Here is an 18,975-nt window from a genome sequence, read left to right as displayed (position 1 = left end):
GCCTAGTCGTCATCGTCCTGGAACGCTGCCAGCAGCTCCTGCAGATCCATGTCCGCGATGTCCTGGGTGCGGGGCTCGGCGGTGTCCTCGGCACCGCCGACGGCCGGACTGCCCGAGCCGGTCTCCCCGGCCAGGTTCAGCAGCATGTCGAGCACGCCAGCCTGGCGGAGCCGCTTGATCGGGATCGATGCGACCACCCTGCGCAGCTCCTCCTCGACGGCGCTGGGGGCGGGCCCCGAGGCCTCCTCGCCGCCGAGCTGCGTGCGGAAGTACTCGGCCAGCGCCGACGGATTGGGATAGTCGAATATCAGTGTCGGCGACAGCGTCAGGCCGGTCGCGGCCTTGAGCCGGTTGCGCAGCTCCACCGCCGTCAGCGAGTCGAAGCCGTGATCGGAGAACGCCAGGTCGGCACCGATCGCGTCGGGGGAGGGCAGGCCGAGCACCGTCGCCATGTGCGAGCGCACCAGATCCAGCAGCACCATCTGCTGCTCGTCGACGGGCAGGCCCGACAGTCGCGCCGTCAGCGCTGAGCGCGACTGCGCCGCCGCCAGTGAGTCACCCACCTGGCGCCGCGCCGGGCCGGAGATCAGCTCGTTGAACATCGGTGGCAGCGTGCCCGCCGACGACTTGGTGCGCAGCGCACCGCGATCGATGCGGGCCGGTACCAGGAACGGCTCGTCGACCACCAGCGCCTTGTCGAGCAGGCTCAGCGCCTCGTCCAACGGCAACGCGAGGATGCCGTCGCGGTTGAGCCTGGCCAGGTCCGCGGTCTGCAGGTGACCCGTCATCCCACTGGCTTGCTCCCACAGACCCCATGCCAGCGACATGCCGGGCAGGCCGTCGGCGCGGCGCTGCCAGGCCAGTGCGTCCAGGTAGGCGTTGGCCGCCGAGTAGTTGGCCTGACCTGACCCACCGACCAGTCCGGCCATCGACGAGAACAGGACGAACGCCGAGACGTCGAGGTCGCGGGTCAGCTCGTGCAGGTTGTCGGCGGCGTCGACCTTGGCACGCAGCACGGTGTCGACGCGGTCGGGCGTCAGCGACGTCACCACGGCGTCGTCGATGACACCCGCGGTGTGGAACACCGCCGACAGCGGTCGTGGATGGTCGATGCCCGCGAGCACCTTGGCCAGCGCGTCGCGGTCGGCGACGTCGGCGGCGACCACCGCCACGTTGGCGCCGGCCTCGGTGAGTTCGGCGACCAACTCGGCCGAGCCAGGAGCGTCGGGGCCACGTCGCGACACCAGAAGCAGATCGCGCGCACCGTGATTGGCGACGATGTGACGCGCGACGGATGCACCGGCCATGCCGGTGCCGCCGGTGATCAGCACCGTGCCCGACGTCCACGCCTCGGGCATCGTCATCACGACCTTGCCGATGTGGCGGGCCTGGCTGAGATGCCGCAGCGCCGCGGGGGCCCGCCTGACATCCCACGTGCTGACCGGCAGCGGCTTGAGCACACCGCCTCCGCTCAGCGACGCGACACCGGACAGGATCGACGCGACACCGTCGGCGCCGGCCTCGAACAGGTCGAAGGCGCGGTAGCGCACACCGGGATGGGCCGCGGCGACGGTGTTCGCGTCGCGTATATCGGTCTTGCCCATCTCCAGGAACGCACCACCACGCGGCAGCAGGCGCAGCGAGGCGTCGACGAAGTCCCCGGCCAGCGAGTCCAGCACGACATCCACGCCGCGACCGCCGGTGACGGCCAGGAACTTCTGCTCGAACTCCAGCGTGCGGGAGTCACCGATGTGGTCATCATCGAAGCCCATGGCCCGCAACGTGTCCCACTTGGGTTGGCTGGCGGTGGCGAACACCTCAAGGCCCCAGTGCCGAGCCAGCTGCACCGCCGCCATGCCGACACCGCCGGTCGCGGCATGGATGAGCACCGACTGGCCGGGCGCCACGTCGGCGATCTGACGCAGCGCGAAGTAGGCCGTGGCGAAGCCGACGGTGAAACCGGCCGCCTGGGCGTCGCGCCAGTCGGCGGGCACCGGGAGCACCACACGTGCATCGGTGGTCGCCATGGTGCCGGTGCCCTCGGGGAAGAGGCCCATCACCCGGTCGCCGACGGCGACAGTTGTGACGCCAGCACCGATCTCGGTGACCACACCGGTGGCCTCGATGCCCATCACCGCGTCACCTGGGTAGAGCCCGAGCGTGATCATCACGTCGCGGAAGTTGGCCGCGATCGCACGGATCGCCACCCTGATGCGACCGGGCTCGAGCGGGGCGTCAGCGTCGGGGATCGGCTCGAGCACCAGGTCTTCAAATGTTCCCGAGGTGCTCGACTTGTTGACAGCCAACCGCCATGGCGCACCGTCGGCCGGTGGAGTGAGCACCGCGTCGGCGGCGCGGCTCGGCAGCACGCGGGCGTGATGCAGTACGCCCTTGCGGAGCACGACCTGCGGTTCGGCGGCGCCCACGACGGCCGTCAGCAGGTCCTGTTCCAGCGGCAGGGAGTCATCGGTGTCCAGCAGCACCACGCGGCCGGGATGCTCGGTCTGCGCGGCCCGGATCAGACCCCACGCGGCGGCACCGCCGAGATCACGCAGATCCTCGCCAGGCAGTGCAACGGCGCCGCGGGTGACGACGACCAGCGTGGCCGATCCCGGCTCGGTCAGCCACGACTGCATGCGGGCCAGCGCCTCGTGCGTGGTGGCGTACACCTCCTGCACGCCGGAATCTGTTGGCGCCGAGCGTAGTTCGTGGAACGGGATCTCGACGTCGGACGGCGCCGCGGGATCAGGGACCAGCGGAGTCCAGGCCACCTCGAACAGCTCGCCACCGGACGTGCCGCCGACGGCTGCCGCCAACTGCGCGGCCGTCACCGGTCGGGCCACCATCGACTGCACCGACAGCACCGGCAGACCCAGTCCGTCAGCGAGGTCGATCGACATCGAGCTCGGGCCGTTCGGCGCGATCCTGGCCCGGACTGCCGATGCCCCCGCGGCGTGCAGCGACACCTTCTGCCAGGAGAACGGCAGGGCCAGCTCGTCGGAGTCCATGCCGAGGATCACCGCGTGCAGCGCGCCGTCGAGCAGGGCCGGGTGCACGCCGAGCCCGGCGACCGACACGTCCTGCCCGAGCTTGACCTCGGCGAAGATCTCCTCGCCGCGACGCCACATCGCGGTGAGGTTCTGGAACGCCGGACCGTACTGGTAGCCGCGCTCCGACAGCACCGCATACGCATCGGCGACGTCGACCTCACGTGCGCCGACCGGCGGCCACACCGTCAGCTCGGCACCAGGCGCGGATGCCTCCACGCCGAGTTCACCCTCGGCGTGCAGCGTCCACGGGGCGCCGTGACCATCGGGCCTCGAGAAGATCGACACCACGTGTGCACCACCGGCGTCGGCCGGGCTCACGACCACCTGCACGGACACACCCTCGGGGGGAAGCACCAAGGGCGCGTGCAGCATCAGCTCGTCGACGACATTGCAGCCGACCTCATCGCCCGCGCGGATCGCCAGCTCGACGAACCCGGCGCCGGGGAACAGCACCACTCCGCCGACGGCGTGGTCGGCGAGCCACGACTGAGTCGAGACAGCCAGCCGGCCGGTCAGTGTCACGCCACCCGTCTCCGGCATCTCGACCACCGCGCCGAGCAGCGCGTGCTCGGTGCCGCCGAGGCCAAGACCCACGGCGTCGGTGGCGCCCGCGCCACGACCCGACAGCCAGAACCGGCGGCGCTGGAAGGCGTAGGTGGGCAGGTCGACCAGTCGGCCGCCGGTGCAGACACCGCGCCAGGCGACATCGCCACCGGCGACGTTGATCTCGGCGAGTGCCGTCAGCAGCGTCGAGGGCTCCGGCCGATCCTTGCGCAGCACCGACGTCGCGACGGGTTCGGCGGCGGCGTCGACATCGGCAAGGGTCTGCGTGATCGACGCCGTCAATCCGCTGGCCGGTCCGAGTTCGAGGAAGCGCGTCACGCCCACAGCGGCCAGTGCCCGCACGCCGTCGGCGAAGCGGACCGCCTCGCGGATGTGGCGCTGCCAGTAGGCCGACGTGCCGAAGTCGGATCCCGCGACATCACCGGTGAGGTTGGAGATGACCGGAATGCCGGGCGCCGCAACGGACATACCGCTGGCCAGCGTGTTGAACTCCAGCAGCATCGGCTCCATGAGCGACGAGTGGAACGCGTGCGACACCGCGAGCTGATGCGTGCGGCGGCCCTGCTCGCGCAGGGTTTCGGCGATCGCGAGCACCGCGTCCTGCGGACCCGAGATCACGACCGAATTGGGTGCGTTGACGGCGGCAATCGAGACGCCATCGCGCAGCAGCGGCGCGACCTCGTCCTCGGTTGCGTTGACGGCGACCATCGCGCCGCCCTCGGGTAGGCGCTGCATGAGCCTGCCCCGGGCGACCACCAGCGCCGCGGCATTCTCCAGCGACAGGACACCCGCCACATGCGCCGCCGACAGCTCGCCGATGGAGTGGCCGATCAGGTAGTCCGGTCGCACACCCCAGGATTCGAGCAGCCGGAACAGCGCGACCTCGACAGTGAACAGCGCAGGCTGGGCAAACTCGGTGCTGTCGAGCAGCGCGTCGTTGGCACCCCACATCACGTCGCGCACCGGGCGCAGAAGGTGGCGGTCCAGTTCGCGGGCGCACGCGTCGAATGCGTCGGCGAACACTGGGTAGCCGGCGTGCAGCTCGCGTCCCATGCCGAGCGCCTGCGAGCCCTGCCCCGGGAACACGAAGGCCGTCTTGCCGCCGCCGGTGCGGCCCCGGACCACGTCATCGGCGAACTCGTCGGCGGCCAGCGAGCGCAGGCCGCGCAGCAGATCGTCGCGGTCGGCGCCGAGCACCACGGCGCGATGCGCGAACGCACTGCGCCCGCCCAGCGTCCAGCCGATGTCGAGGACGTCCAGATCCGGGCGGGCCTCGACGTGATCGGCGATGCGCCCGGCCTGACTCGTCAACGCCTCGGGCGACTTCGCCGACAGCGTCCACGGTGTCACGGGGGGATGCTCGGTGACGACCGACGAGCGCTCGCGCGAGGAGCCGACAGGCCCGGCCGGCGCGTCGACTGGCGGCGCCTCCTCGATGATCACGTGTGCGTTGGTGCCGCTGATGCCGAACGACGAGACGCCCGCCCGCCGGACGTGTCCGTTGGCCTGCTTGGCCTGCCACGGCCTGGCCTCGGTGAGCAGCGAGATGGAGCCCATCGACCAGTCCACGTGCGGGCTGGGCTCATCGACGTGCAGCGTCGCGGGAAGCGTGTCGTGGCGCAGTGATTCGATCACCTTGATGACGCCTGCCACGCCGGCACCGGCCTGGCTGTGGCCCATGTTGGACTTGATCGAGCCCAGCCACAGCGGCTCCGACCGATTCTGGCCGTAGGTCGCGAGCAGCGCCTGTGCCTCGATCGGGTCGCCGAGCGTGGTGCCGGTGCCATGCGCCTCGACGGCGTCGACATCGCTCGGCGCGAGACCCGCGTTGGCGAGCGCGGCACGCACCACGCGCTGCTGTGACGGACCGTTGGGGGCGGTCAAACCGTTCGACGCGCCGTCCTGGTTGACCGCGGACCCACGGACCACGGCGAGCACCGGGTGGCCGAGACGCTGTGCGTCCGAGAGCCTCTCGACCACCAGCACGCCACCGCCGTCGGCGAAGCCCGTGCCGTCCGCCGCGCCGGCGAAGGCCTTGCAGCGGCCGTCGGCGGACAGCCCGCGCTGCCTGCTGAACTCGACGAAGATATCGGGCGTCGCGTTGACGGTGACACCGCCAGCCAGCGCGAGGTCGCACTCACCGAGGCGCAGGGACTGCGTTGCCATGTGCAGGGCAACCAACGACGACGAGCACGCGGTGTCCACGGACACCGCCGGGCCCTCGAGGCCGAGCACGTAGGAGACGCGGCCCGAGGCGATGCTGGCGGCCTGGCCGGTCAGCCGGAACCCCTCGACACCGTCGGCGCCCATCCCGTAGCCCTGCGCGATGATGCCCGCGAAGACGCCGGTGGCGCTGCCGCGCAACGACGCCGGGTCGAAACCGCCGCGTTCCAGCGCCTCCCACGACAGCTCGAGGAACAGCCGCTGCTGCGGGTCCATCGCCAGCGCCTCGCTGGGAGACACCCCGAAGAACGCCGGGTCGAAACCCGCCACGTCGTCGACGAAGCCGCCCGTGCTCGCGTATGACTTGCCGGGGGCGTCCGGGTCAGCGTTGAACAGCCCGGCGAGGTCCCAGCCGCGGTCGGTCGGGAAGTCGGTGAGGACGTCCCGACCATCGGCGACCATGTCCCACAGCGCCTCCGGGGAGTCGACGCCACCGGGGTAGCGGCAGGACATCCCGACGATGGCGATCGGCTCGTCGATAACCGACACCGCCGACGAGGTCTGGCGTGCTTCCTGAGCCGGGGTGTCGCCCGCGAGCTCGGTGCGGATGTAGCCCGCCAGCGCCTCCGGCGTGGGGTAGTCGAATATCAGTGTCGGTGACAGTGCAAGTCCGGTCGCGGTCTTGAGCCGGTTACGCAGCTCGACGGCCGTCAGCGAGTCGAAACCGTGATCGGAGAACGCCAGCTCCGCGGCGATCGAGTCCGGGTCCGTGGTGCCGAGCACCGTCGACATGTGCGATCGCAGCAGGTCCAGGATCAGCGCCTGCTGCGCGGGCTCCGAGAGGCCCTGCAGGCGTTGTGCGAGAGCGGACTTCGACTTCGCGGCGACCAGCGAGTCGTCGACGCGTCGCCGTGAGGGCGCGCTGGCCAACTGGCTGAACATCGGCGGTAGGACGCCCTGTGCGGAACGGGTGCGCAGTGCGCTGCGGTCGATTCGCGCCGGGGCCAGCAGTGCCTCACCCACGACGAGTGCGCTGTCGAACAGTGCCATCGCGTCATCGCTCGACATCGCGAGGATACCGTCGCGGCCGAGCCGGGACAGGTCGGCGTCGGCGAGGTGACCGGTCATGGCGCTCGCCTGATCCCACAGGCCCCATGCCAGCGACGTCGCGGGCAGGCCGTGTGCGCGCCGGTGCGTGGCGAGGCCGTCGACGAACGTGTTCGCCGCGCAGTAGTTGGCCTGGCCTGCCGAGCCGACAACACCGGCCATCGACGAGAACAGCACGAAGGCACCAAGATTGGCGCCACGAGTGAGTTCGTGCAGGTTCCAGGCAGCGTCGACCTTGGCGCGCAGCACCGGCGCGACGCGCTCGGGCGTCAGCGAGCCGATGACGGCGTCGTCGAGCACACCGGTGGCGTGCACGACGGCCGACAGCGGCACGTCGACGCTGTCCAGCACGGCCCGTAGCTGGGCCCGGTCGGCGGCGTCGGCCGCGACCACACGCACATCGGCGCCTGCCGCGGTGAGCTCGGCGACGAGGTCGGGGGCACCGGGGGCGTCGAGTCCGCGGCGTGACACCAGCAGTAGGTGGCGCGCCCCGTGCCTGGTCACGACGTGCCGCGCGATGGCGGCGCCAGCCATGCCGGTGCCGCCGGTGATCAGCACGGTGCCGGACGTCCACGCGCCGGGCATCGTCATGACGATCTTGCCGATGTGGCGGGCCTGGCTCAGGTGCCGCAGCGCCGCGGGTCCGCGCCGGACATCGAAGGTGGTGACGGGCAGCGGGGTGAGGATGCCCGCCTCGAACATGGCCGACAGCTCGACGATGTAGTCGTGCATGCGCGGCCGGCCGGGCTCGAAGAGGTCGAACGCGCGGTAGCGCACGCCCGGGTGTGCCGCGGCGACGGTGTCGGCGTCGCGGATGTCGGTCTTGCCCATCTCGAGGAACACCCCACCGCGGGGGAGCAGGCGCAGCGACGCGTCGACGAAGTCGCCCGCGAGCGAGTCGAGCACCACGTCGAAGCCGCGACCGCCGGTGACGTCGAGGAACTTCTGCTCGAAGTCCAGCGTGCGGGAGTCCCCGATGTGGTCGTCATCGAAGCCCATGGCGCGCAACGTGTCCCACTTGGGCTGGCTGGCGGTGGTGAACACCTCCATACCCCAGTGGCGGGCCAACTGGACAGCGGCGAGGCCGACGCCACCGGTGGCGGCGTGGATGAGGATCGACTGCCCGGGTGCGACGTCGGCCAGCTCCTTGAGGCCGTAGTAGGCGGTGGTGAACACCACCAGTGCGGCGGCGGCCTCCGCGTCGGTCCACCCGGTGGGGATGGGCGCGACCAGGCGGGCGTCGGCGGCCACCAGCGTGCCGGTGCCCTCGGGGAACAGGCCCATGACCCGCTGGCCGATCTCGAATCCCGTGACGTCGGGGCCGATCTCGGTGACGATGCCGGAGCCCTCGCTGCCGATCAGCGCGTCGTGGGTGAACATGCCGAGCGTGATCATGACGTCGCGGAAGTTCGCGGCGACGGCGCGCATCTCGACCCGGATGTGCCCGGGGGGCAGTGGTGCGTCGGAGTTCGGCACCTCGAGCAGCGCGAGGTCCTCGAACGTGCCAGCCGTTGTCACGCCGAGGCGCCATGGCTTGCCGGTGTCGGGCGGGGTGAGAACACCGTCGGTGCCGCGGCTGCGGGTGACGCGCGGGGCGTACATCACGCCGTCTCGCAGCACGATCTGGGGTTCGCCGACTGAGAGCAGCGCGGCGAGGTCGAACTCGCCTGTCACATCGGCCAGGACGATGCGGCCGGGGTTCTCGGTCTGCGCCGCGCGGACCAGGCCCCACACTGCGGCGCCGGCCAGGTCGGTGACGTCGGCGCCGGGCAGTGGTGCCACGGCGCCACGGGTGAGCACGACGAGCACGCCCGATTCCTGATTGCTCCTCGCGTGCGCCGAGGCCTCGGCGAGGAAGGACTGGATGCGGGTCAGCGCGGCCACCGTCGCGTCCCGGACTGCGCTGGGCAGATCCGCGGAATCGCTTGCCGCCGGGGTTGACTCGAACGTGACGACACCGTCGGGCAGCGACGGCACGGTCGCGGGCGCCTTGACCGGTGACCAGTCCACCTCGAAGAGCTCACCGTCGGCGCGGCTGCTCGCCATGGCCGAGGCGATCTGATCGGCGCTCACCGGCCGCGCCGTCATCGACCCGACCGACAGCACCGGCAGGCCGAGACCGTCGGCCAGTTCGATCGACACCGAGTGGGTGCCGGTCGGGATGATGCGCACTCGAACCGACGATGCGCCCGCGGCGTGCAGGGTGACCTGTTCCCACGAGAAGGGCAGTGCCAGAGAGTGATCCTCGGCGGCGAGCGCCACGGCGTGCAGCGCCGAGTCGAGCAGCGCGGGGTGCACGCCGTAGTCACCGGCGGCCACGTCCTGCGGCAGCGCGACCTCAGCGAAGATCTCGGCACCTCGCCGCCACATGGCGGTCAGCCCGCGGAAGGCGGGGCCGTACTCATAGCCGCGCTCGGCGAGCATGCCGTAGGCGTCGGACACATCGACCGGCACGGCGCCGGCGGGCGGCCACGCCGACAGGTCGGCGCCGGGGGTGCCGGCCTCCGAACCCACGATGGCCTCGGCGTTGAGGACCCAGTCCGCGACGTCGTCGTCGTGGCGCGAGAACACCGACACGGTACGCGATTCCCCGGTCGCTTCGCTCCTGCCCGCCGTACGGGTTCCCGACTCCTGCGCCGGTCCGACCACCACGCGCAGCGGCACACCCGACGTCGGCACCACCAGTGGCGCCTGCAGCGTCAGTTCCTCGATGGCGGGGCAGCCGACCTCGTCACCCGCGCGGATGACGAGTTCGACGAAGCCAGCGCCCGGGAACAGCACCGTGCCGCCGACCGCGTGATCCGAGAGCCAGCCCTGCGACGACGCGGCGAGCCGGCCCGTCATCATGACCTGACCCGAGTCGGGCACCTCGACGACGGCGTTCAGCAGCGCGTGGCCGGAGCCCGCCAGTCCGAAACCGCTCGCGTCGCCGGAACCGCCTGCGCCGCCGGACAACCAGAAGCGGCGCCGGTCGAACGCGTAGGTCGGTAGGTCGAGCAGATCGCCGCCGGGGCACACCTCGCGCCACGCCACCGGGACACCGGCGACATAGGCCTGAGCTGCCGATGTCATGAAGCGGTCCAGGCCGCCGTCGTCGCGGCCCAGGGTCGGTACGACGATCGGGTCGCCCGGGGCGTCGGCGCAGTCGGAGACGGTGTCCTCGATGCCTGCGATCAGCGCGGGATGCGGGCTGGCCTCGATGAAGGCCCGGTAGCCGTGCTTGCACGCCGTCCGGACGGCCTTGTCGAACTCGACGGTCTGGCGCAGGTTGCGGTACCAGTACTGCGGGTCAAGGCCCGCGGTGTCCATCGACTCGCCGGTCACGGTCGAGATGAAAGTGGTTCGGGTGGAGCGCGGTTCGATACCGGCGAGCGCCTCGACCAGCTGGTCGCGGATCGCCTCCACGGCGGGGGAGTGTGACGCGTAGTCGACGTCGATGCGGCGGGCGCGGATCTCCAGCGCCTCGCACTGGCGCACCAGATCGTCGAGTGCGGCGCCCTCGCCGGACACCACCACGGCCGAGCGACCGTTGACCACCGCGATGCCGACGCGGTCGCCGAGGCCCAGCAGCAGTTCGCGCGCCCGCTCGGCGCTGCACGCCAGCGACACCATGCCCGCGTCACCGGACAGCGCGGTCAGCAGCTTGCTGCGCAGCGCGACCACGCGTGCGGCATCGCGCAGCGACAGGGCGCCCGCGACGTGAGCGGCGGCGATCTCACCCTGCGAGTGGCCGATCACCGCGTCGGGGACAACGCCGATCGACTTCCACAGCCGGGCCAGTGACACCATGACCGCGAACAGCACGGGCTGCACTACGTCGACGCGGTCCACAGTGGGGGCACCCGCAGCGCCGCGCAGCACGTCGAGCAATGACCAGTCCACGAACTCCGACAGCGCCTCATCGCACGCCGCGATCTCGTCGGCGAAAACGGTTGAGCTGGTGAGCAGTTCGACGCCCATGCCGATCCACTGGCTGCCCTGCCCGGGGAACACGAAGGCCGTCTTGCTCACCGGCGTGGCATGCCCGCGGACCGCCCTGCTCCCTGCCTCGTCGTCGGCGGCCAGTTCGGCCAGCCCCGCGAGCAGTTCGGCGCGGTCGGCACCCAGCACGACGGCGCGGTGGTCGAAGGCCGCCCGGCCCGCCAGTGTCCAGGCGACGTCGCGGTCGCCGGCCCCCTCGTGCTGCTCGAGATACCTGGACAGCCGACCGGCCTGCGCGGCGAGCGACGCCGGTGACTTGGCCGTCAGCACCCACGGCAGGAGCGGGGTGGGGGCGGTCTCGGTGGCCGGCTTGGCCTCCGGTGTCGGAGCCTGTTCGACGATGACGTGCGCGTTGGTACCGCTGATGCCGAACGACGAGATGCCGGCCCGGCGCGGTGTCTCTCCGGCGGGCCACGGCTGGGCCTGCGCCAACAGCTCGACGGCGCCCGCGGTCCAGTCCACGTGTGGGCTCGGCTCGTCGACGTGCAGCGACTTGGGCAGCACCTCGTGGCGCATCGCCATGATCATCTTGATCACGCCCGCGACACCGGCCGCGGCCTGCGTGTGACCCATGTTCGACTTGATCGAGCCCAGCCACAGCGGCTGCGACCGGTCCTGGCCGTAGGTCGCCAGCAGTGCCTGCGCCTCAATCGGATCGCCCAGTGGGGTTCCCGTGCCGTGGCCCTCGACGACGTCGACCTGGGTGGAGGTCAACCCCGCGTTGGCCAGCGCGGCGCGCACCACGCGCTGCTGCGACGGCCCGTTGGGCGCCGTCAGCCCGTTCGACGCACCATCCTGGTTGACCGCCGACCCGCGGACCACGGCCAGCACGTGGTGCCCGTTGCGCACCGCGTCGGACAGGCGCTCGACCACCAGCACGCCGCCGCCCTCGGCCCAGCCGACGCCGTCGGCCGCGTTGGCGTAGGGCTTGCAGCGGCCATCGGGTGCCAGGCCGCGGTGGCGGCTGAACTCCACGAAGATGGTCGGTGTCGCGTTGACCGTCACGCCACCGGCCAGGGCCAGGTCGCACTCGCCGAGGCGCAGCGCCTGCATGGCCATGTGCAACGCCACCAGCGACGACGAGCAGGCGGTGTCGACCGACACGGCCGGACCCTCGAGACCGAGCACGTAGGCGACCCGGCCCGACGTCACGCTTGAGGTCATGCCGGTCAGCCGGTAACCCTCGATGGCGTCGTCGGACATGCCGTACCCGCCGGCGATCACCCCGGCGAACACGCCCGTCGAGCTGCCGCGCAGCGATGTCGGATCAACACCGGCGCGCTCGAGGGCCTCCCAGGACAACTCGAGCAGCATGCGCTGTTGGGGATCCATCGCGAGCGCCTCGCTCGTCGCGATCCCGAAGAAGCTCGCATCGAAGTCGGCGACGTCCTCGACGAAGCCGCCCGTGCGCGCGTACGACTTGCCCGGTGCATCAGGGTCGGGGTCATAGAGTCCGGCGGCGTCCCAGCCGCGGTCGTCCGGGAGATCTGACACCACATCGCGGCCCTGGGCCACCATGTCCCAGAGGTCCTCGGGGGTCGAGACCCCACCCGGGAACCGGCACGACATTCCGACGATCGCGATCGGCTCACCCGAGCGCTCCAGCAGCGCACGGTTCTGGTTCTTGAGCCGTTCGACCTGGACGAGGGCCTTTCGCAGCGCCTCTGTCGCGTGTTCGAGTTGGTTGACCATTCGGTGTCGTCCTCTGTCAGACCGTCGCGCCGGGCGGCGACGCTGAGGTATTCGGTACTGAGCCCGGTTCGGATGCCTTGGCGGGCGCGCCACCGTGGTCGACCACGTGCGGCGCACCCGCGCTCGAAATCCGCCCCAGGACGTCGCTGTCCCGGCGCGGACTTTGCCCCCGACCCAATCGCATTGCGTACCGGGTCATCGCCGCAAATCTACTGGCGAAATGACCCGTGTGTCGCGCATGGGTGACGATAGCCGACACACTGCCCTTCCAGTGCGCCGTCCTGCCCTGTACCGCCGCCGCCGCCGGGGCGCATGGAACGGCCCCTACCAGCGGTGACGCGGGAACGGCCTGATCGGCGGGGACGCCGCCGCGGGGTCGACGGACGGCCGGAACTTCTAACGAATCCATTAACTCCCGTCGCTCGTGCGCGTTCGCCACGGCGTTCGCGTCGGAACCGAATCGGGCGAGGTCGCGGACGTGTTGTGACACGCTTGGCGGGTGGCCGATGAGAAGGTGCGCGTCGTCGTAGGAGACGACCATCCGATGTTCCGAGACGGCGTGGTGCGCGCCCTCAACAACAGCGGATATATCGAGGTGGTGGCCGAGGCCGAGGACGGGATCTCGGCACTCGAGGCGATCCGGGAGCACGCACCCCAGGTCGCCCTGCTCGACTACCGGATGCCCGGACTCGACGGCGCCCAAGTCGCTGCGGCCGTCGTGCGCGACGAACTGCCCACTCGGGTCCTGCTGATCTCGGCGCACGACGAGGCGGCGATCGTCTACAACGCGCTGCAGGCGGGCGCCGCCGGATTCCTGCCCAAGGAGTCGAGCCGCGCCGAACTCGTCAACGGTGTGCTCGAGTGCGCGAAGGGCCGCGATGTCGTCGCCCCGAGCCTGGCCGCGGGGCTGGCCGGGGAGATCCGCAAGCAGGGCAAGTCGGATGCGCCCACGCTGAGCCCCCGCGAGCGCGAGGTGCTCAAGCTCATCGCCGCCGGGGGCAGCATCCCGGCCATGGCAAAGGAACTGTTCCTCGCGCCGTCGACGGTGAAGACCCACGTGCAGCGGCTGTATGAGAAGTTGGGCGTCGGCGACCGTGCGGCCGCTGTCGCGGAGGCGATGCGCCGCGGGCTGCTGGAATAGCGTGACCCGGATCCTCACCTACTTCGCCGCGGAGCCCGTGCGCGTCACGGCGTTCATGCGTCTGCCGCTGATAGCGCTCATCGCGCTGGTGGTCTGGATCTGGGAGGTCGACTCCTGGCTTCCCGGCGTCTACGCCGTCGTGCTCGGGGTCTATGCCGCCGCGGCGGTCACCTGGGTTGCCATCGTGCTTCGCGGTCCGGTGCCGCGATGGGCGGACTGGGCGTCCACCACCATCGACGTCTTGGTGATCGTCGTGCTGTGCGTCGTCTCCGGCGGCGCGACGGCGGCGCTGCTGCCGGTCTTCTTTCTGCTGCCGATCTCGGTGGCGTTCCAGGACCGCCCACTGCTGACCGGTGCGCTCGGCCTCTTGGCGGCCGGCGGCTACCTGACGGCGTGGATCGTCTACTCCAAGCGTGACAATCACGTGGGCTTTCCCGACATCGTCTACACCCAGGTCGGGTTCCTGCTGTGGCTGGCGGTCGCGGTGACCGCACTGTGCTTCTTCCTGGCCCGCCGACAGGCGCGGGTGCAGGCGTTGCAGGAGGTGCGCAGCCAGCTGGTGGCCGAGGCGATGGCCGCCGACGAACGGCACAACCGTGAGATCGCCGAGCACCTCCATGATGGGCCGCTGCAGAATCTGCTGGCCGCGCGGATGGAGGTCGACGAGCTCCGGGAACGCAGCCCGGATCCCGCGCTGGACGTGGTCTACGACGCCCTGCAGGAGACCGCGGCCAGCCTGCGCTCCACCGTCACACAACTGCATCCGCAGGTGCTGGCCCAGCTGGGCCTGGAGGCCGCCGTGCGGGAACTGTTGCGGCAGTTCGCCTCCCGCGGTGACTACGAGGTCATCGCCGATCTCGAGGACGTCGGTAAGCCGGAGTCGCAGACCCTTCTGCACCGGGCCGCGCGCGAACTGCTGACCAACATCCACAAACACGCCAACGCCACCACGGTGACGGTGACTCTGCGGCGTAGCGGCGACCGGGTGGTGCTGACGATCGCCGATGACGGTACGGGTTTCGATCCGACGCGCATCACCGACAGCGTGGCCGCCGGGCACATCGGCTTGGGGTCGCTGCTGGCGCGCTTCGAGGCGATGGGTGGGGAGATGGAGATCGACTCGGGCACCGGTGTGGGAACGCTCGTCACCGTGATATCACCGCCCGAGCCCTGACTCGCCAAGGGCTTGACACTCCGGCGGGTGTCGCGCATCATAGAAAAAACGTTTTAGCAGAGCGGAGGTCGATGTGGCGGTGACGATCCGCGACGTGGCCGCGGCGGCCGGCGTATCGCTCACGACGGTGTCCCACGTGCTGAGCAACCAGGGACGCATCGGCAAGGACACCCGCGCGCGCGTCATGCAAGTCGCCGCCGATCTCGGCTACGCGGCCAACGTGCACGCGCAGCAGTTGGTCACCAACCGCAGTCGCACTCTCGCGATCCAGGTCGCACCGTTCGACCCGGACAGCGGATCGAGCATGCTGATCCCGAACTCCGAGTACTTCCTTGAACTGCTCAACGGCGCATCGGAGGCCGCTGGGCGCGCGGGCTACGCCCTGGTGCTCACGCCACCGGGAGTTGGGCCCACCGCGATCACCGCGTTCGCGGTGGACGGCGCGATCATCGTCGACCCGCACGGTGATGAGGGCCTGCTCGATCCGGCCTGGACGTCGTCGCACCCGGTGGTCACCGCGGGCCGCACCGCGACCCGGCGTGACAACCCCTACGTCGTGGACAACGATCACGAGGCCGCGACAACGAGCGCCCTGGAACACCTGTGGGAGCAGGGCTTTCGGCGTCCCGCCGCCATGATCACCGATCGGGCACGGTCCTACACCCGTGATGTCGTGGCCGCGTACACGGTTTTCGCGCAGCAGCGGGGAATCCCGGTGCGGATCATCGAGACTGGAGCGGGCAACTCGGCGGGTGACGCGTTGCGAGAGCTGCTGGACGCCGAGGATCCGCCCGACGCGATCTACGCGGGTGCCGAGGACATCGCCATGGACGTCCTGCACAGGGCGACTCAGCTGGGTATCCGGGTGCCGACCGATCTCGGGCTGTGCAGTTGTGTGGACAGCAGCACGTTCAACCTGACGTGTCCAGAGGTCACGGGCGTGTTCTGTCACCCGCGAACCATCGGAGAGCGAGCGGTGGGTCTGCTGATCGATCTGATCGACGGCAACGAACCCGAGGACCGCGTCATCATCGTGCCGACCGAACTGCGGGCCCGAACGTCGACGCTTCGCCGCACGGCCTGACCTATCCCTGATCAATTGACTAGCCCAGCCCATCGCACCGGATCTGAAAAAACCTTTTAGCATAGGAGAATGACGATGAAGACGTTGGTCGTGAGTGCAAGCCCGCGCGAGGACGGCAACTCGCACGTCCTCGCCGAGGCCGTTGTGGACGGCACCGTTGCCGCCGGCAACGAGGTCGAGCACGTGTTCCTCGGTGACTACGTCGAGCGCATGCTGGGCAACTGTCGGACGTGCCGGCGGCCCGATGACCGCAGCTGCAGCCTCGACGACCGTTACGAGTCGCTGCTGCTGGACAAGATGCTGCCCGCCGACGGCATCGTGTTCGCGATGCCGCTGTACTTCTACGGCATGCCCGGACGGCTCAAGACAGTCTTCGACCGGCTGTTCTGCTACACCGCCAACAGTGCGCCGCAGCAGGACCGCGTGGTCGACGGCATCATGGGCAAGAAGGTCGGCGTGGTGATCTCCTGCGAGGAGAGCTATCTCGGCGCGACGGCGGGCGTTATCGCACAATTCGGCGAGCTGACGCGCTACCTCAACCAGGACCTCGTCGGCGTGGTGGTTGGAAATGCCAACAGCCGCGGCGAGATTCGGCAGGACCCCACCGATCCGGTGTCGGCCGCCCTCGACCTGGGCCGGCGGCTGTACACCAGCCGGGTCACCGACTACCGCCTGGACACCGTCCGGTCGAACAAGGTGTGGACCGAGACCTCCGTCGTCTGACGCGACCTAGCCGGCCAGCGAGCGCGCGATGACCAGACGCTGAATCTGGTTGGTGCCCTCGAAGATCTGGGTGATCTTGGCCTCGCGCATGTAGCGCTCGACGCGGTAGTCGCGGGTGTACCCGGCGCCGCCGAACACCTGCACGGCGTCGGTGGTGACCTTCATCGCCGCGTCGGTGGCCACCAGCTTGGCGACGCTGGCCTGCGTGGAGTACGGCAGGCCGGCGTCCCGACGTCGGGCTGCGTCGAGGTAGGTGGCGCGGGCACTGACCACCGCCGCCGCCATATCGGCCAGCAGGAAGCCCAGGCCCTGGTGGTCGATGATCTTGCGGCCGAACGTCGTTCGCTCATTCGCGTAGCGGGTGGCGTCATCGAGCGCGGCCTGCGCGATGCCCACCGCGACCGCGGCGATGCCCAGCCGCCCGGAGTCCAGTGCGCTGAACGCGATCTGCAGTCCCTGGCCCTCGGCGCCGATGCGACGGTCCGCGTCGAGGTGCGCGTTGTCGTAGAACGCCGACGTGGTCGGGACCGCGGACAGGCCCATCTTCTCCTCGGGCTTGCCGAAGCTCAGGCCCTCGAGATCGCCTGGCACCAGGAAGCACGAAATGCCCTTGCTACCTTCGCCTGTCCGCGCGAAGAGCGTGTAGAAGTCGGCGACCCCACCGTGGGTGATCCACGACTTCGAGCCGTTGAGCACGTAGCCGCCGTCATCGGGTGTGGCGGCGCACCGCAGCGCGGCGGCATCGGACCCGGCCTGCGGTTCGGACAGGCTGTACGCGCCGATCTGCGCGCCCGACAGCATGCCCGGCAGCCAGCGCTGCCTCTGCTCGTCGGTGCCGAACATCAGCAGCGGGTGCGATGACAGGCTGTGCACGCTGACCGCCACGGCCACCGCGGCCCACCGTGCGGCGATCTCCTCGAGGACCTGCAGGTAGACCTCGAACGGCTGGCCTGCGCCGCCCCACTCCTCGGGCTGCGGCAGGCTCAGCAGGCCCGCGGCGCCGAGCTGCGCGAACACGCCTTCGGGGTAGCGCTCGGTGCGCTCGTGCTCATCGACGATCGGATCGAGGACCTTGTCGGCGACCTCGCGGGTCAGCGCGATCAGGTCGGCGGCCTCGTCTGTCGGCAGAATCCGATCCACGGACATAGTTGCATCTCCTAGTTTTCGGGCGGCCCAACTGTATCGCCGCGCGCGCTGATCGCCAGGGCGGCCACCACCAGAGCGATGCCCGCGGTCTCGGCGAGGGTCGGCCGCTGCCCGAGCATCACCGCGCCGACGACAGCCGCCGTGGCAGGGAGCAGTGCGAGCAACAGGGCGAACTTCGCGCGACCAATCTCGGTCAGCACCACCTGATCGAGCGCGTACGGCACCGCTGTGGACAGCACGCCGACCGCGATACCCAGCAGCCAGATACGGCTGTCGGCGAATACCGACGCATCCTCGACGACCTGCCTGACCAGGAGCGCAGGGGCCAGGACAACGGCAGCCACCGCCATCCCGACGGCGAGCAAGTCGAGGCCGCTGCCTGTGTCCGCGACCCGCTTGCCCAGAACTATGTAGCCCGCCCACAGTGCGGCGGCGATGAGCGCAAAGCCCACGCCCGCCAGCTCGACCTCCGCCTGCACGCCCGTGAGCAGCGCGATACCGGCCCCAATCGCGACGACGGCCAGCAGATCACGGGGTCGTCGTGACCCCAGCGTGGCGACGGCCACCGGGCCCAGAAATTCGATCGCCACCGCGGTACCGAGCGGAATGCGGGCGATCGCCTCGAAGAACGCGACGTTCATGGCCACAGTGACAACGCCGAACGCGGCTGCGGCCGCGACCGAACGACGGGTCCAAGTCATTCGCCACGGCCGTCGCCACACGACTAGTGCGACTGCAGCGGCGGCCGCGCGCAACCACGCCACGGCCGCGGGATCGGTGGTTTCGAACAGGAACACGCCAACGGCCGCCCCGACGTACTGCGACACCGCGCCGACGATGAAGAACATCGGCACCGACCAGGGTGGAATGCGGTGCCCGACTGTCGTCACGACGGTTGCAACTCCTAGTTCTTGGGCGTGCAACTCCAAGGTCCTGGGCGCAGTGCACAACTGTATCGATGCGGTTTCGTCTAGGTCCTACGTGACTGGCGGTACCGGTTAGGGTGTCTGAGTTCAGAGCAAACCGCGGGTGATCCGGCGGGGGAAGTAGACATGACTGAGAAGAAGACGACTGTGGGTGTGGTCGCCGAGTCGGGGCCTGATGAGCGTCGGGTGGCGTTGGTGCCCAAGGCGGTGTCATCCCTCGTGGG

The 18,975-nt window shown here is 70.2% G+C and carries 8 protein-coding genes; 5 read left to right on the top strand and 3 right to left on the bottom strand.

The window, feature by feature from the left end:
- Nucleotides 1-2: 2 nt before the first annotated feature.
- Complete coding sequence (locus ACZY0X_RS26280) at nucleotides 3-12,557, bottom strand: type I polyketide synthase (RefSeq protein WP_463774614.1); 12,555 nt, start codon at nucleotides 12,555-12,557, stop codon at nucleotides 3-5.
- A gap of 499 nt (nucleotides 12,558-13,056) precedes the next feature.
- On the opposite strand from ACZY0X_RS26280, the gene ACZY0X_RS26275 reads away from it, so the two are divergent.
- From ACZY0X_RS26275 to ACZY0X_RS26260, 4 genes are all read left to right on the top strand, one after another.
- The gene (locus ACZY0X_RS26275; protein ID WP_463774613.1) at nucleotides 13,057-13,698 is read left to right on the top strand and encodes a response regulator; all 642 of its coding nucleotides are present in this window, start codon (nucleotides 13,057-13,059) and stop codon (nucleotides 13,696-13,698) included.
- 55 nt (nucleotides 13,699-13,753) lie between these two features.
- A complete protein-coding gene (locus ACZY0X_RS26270) occupies nucleotides 13,754-14,872 on the top strand; it encodes a sensor histidine kinase (protein WP_463774844.1) in 1,119 nt (372 codons plus the stop codon).
- Nucleotides 14,873-14,945: 73 nt separating this feature from the next.
- The gene (locus ACZY0X_RS26265; protein WP_463774612.1) at nucleotides 14,946-15,956 is read left to right on the top strand and encodes a LacI family DNA-binding transcriptional regulator; all 1,011 of its coding nucleotides are present in this window, start codon (nucleotides 14,946-14,948) and stop codon (nucleotides 15,954-15,956) included.
- Nucleotides 15,957-16,025: 69 nt separating this feature from the next.
- A complete protein-coding gene (locus ACZY0X_RS26260; RefSeq protein ID WP_463774611.1) occupies nucleotides 16,026-16,679 on the top strand; it encodes a flavodoxin family protein in 654 nt (217 codons plus the stop codon).
- 6 nt (nucleotides 16,680-16,685) lie between these two features.
- Here ACZY0X_RS26260 and ACZY0X_RS26255 read toward each other — a convergent pair whose 3' ends face one another.
- Nucleotides 16,686-17,825, bottom strand: a complete 1,140-nt coding sequence (locus ACZY0X_RS26255; RefSeq protein ID WP_463774610.1) for an acyl-CoA dehydrogenase family protein — start codon at nucleotides 17,823-17,825, stop codon at nucleotides 16,686-16,688.
- A gap of 11 nt (nucleotides 17,826-17,836) precedes the next feature.
- Complete coding sequence (locus ACZY0X_RS26250) at nucleotides 17,837-18,715, bottom strand: EamA family transporter (RefSeq protein WP_463774609.1); 879 nt, start codon at nucleotides 18,713-18,715, stop codon at nucleotides 17,837-17,839.
- 162 nt (nucleotides 18,716-18,877) lie between these two features.
- Here ACZY0X_RS26250 and ACZY0X_RS26245 point away from each other — a divergent pair.
- A partial coding sequence (locus tag ACZY0X_RS26245) for a hypothetical protein (RefSeq protein ID WP_463774843.1) occupies nucleotides 18,878-18,975 on the top strand: 98 nt, incomplete at its 3' end.

It is taken from the genome of Mycobacterium sp. IDUB_39, from assembly GCF_055419205.1.
Note: the sequence above shows the minus strand (reverse complement) of the source record. Positions and strands in the feature narration are given on the sequence as shown.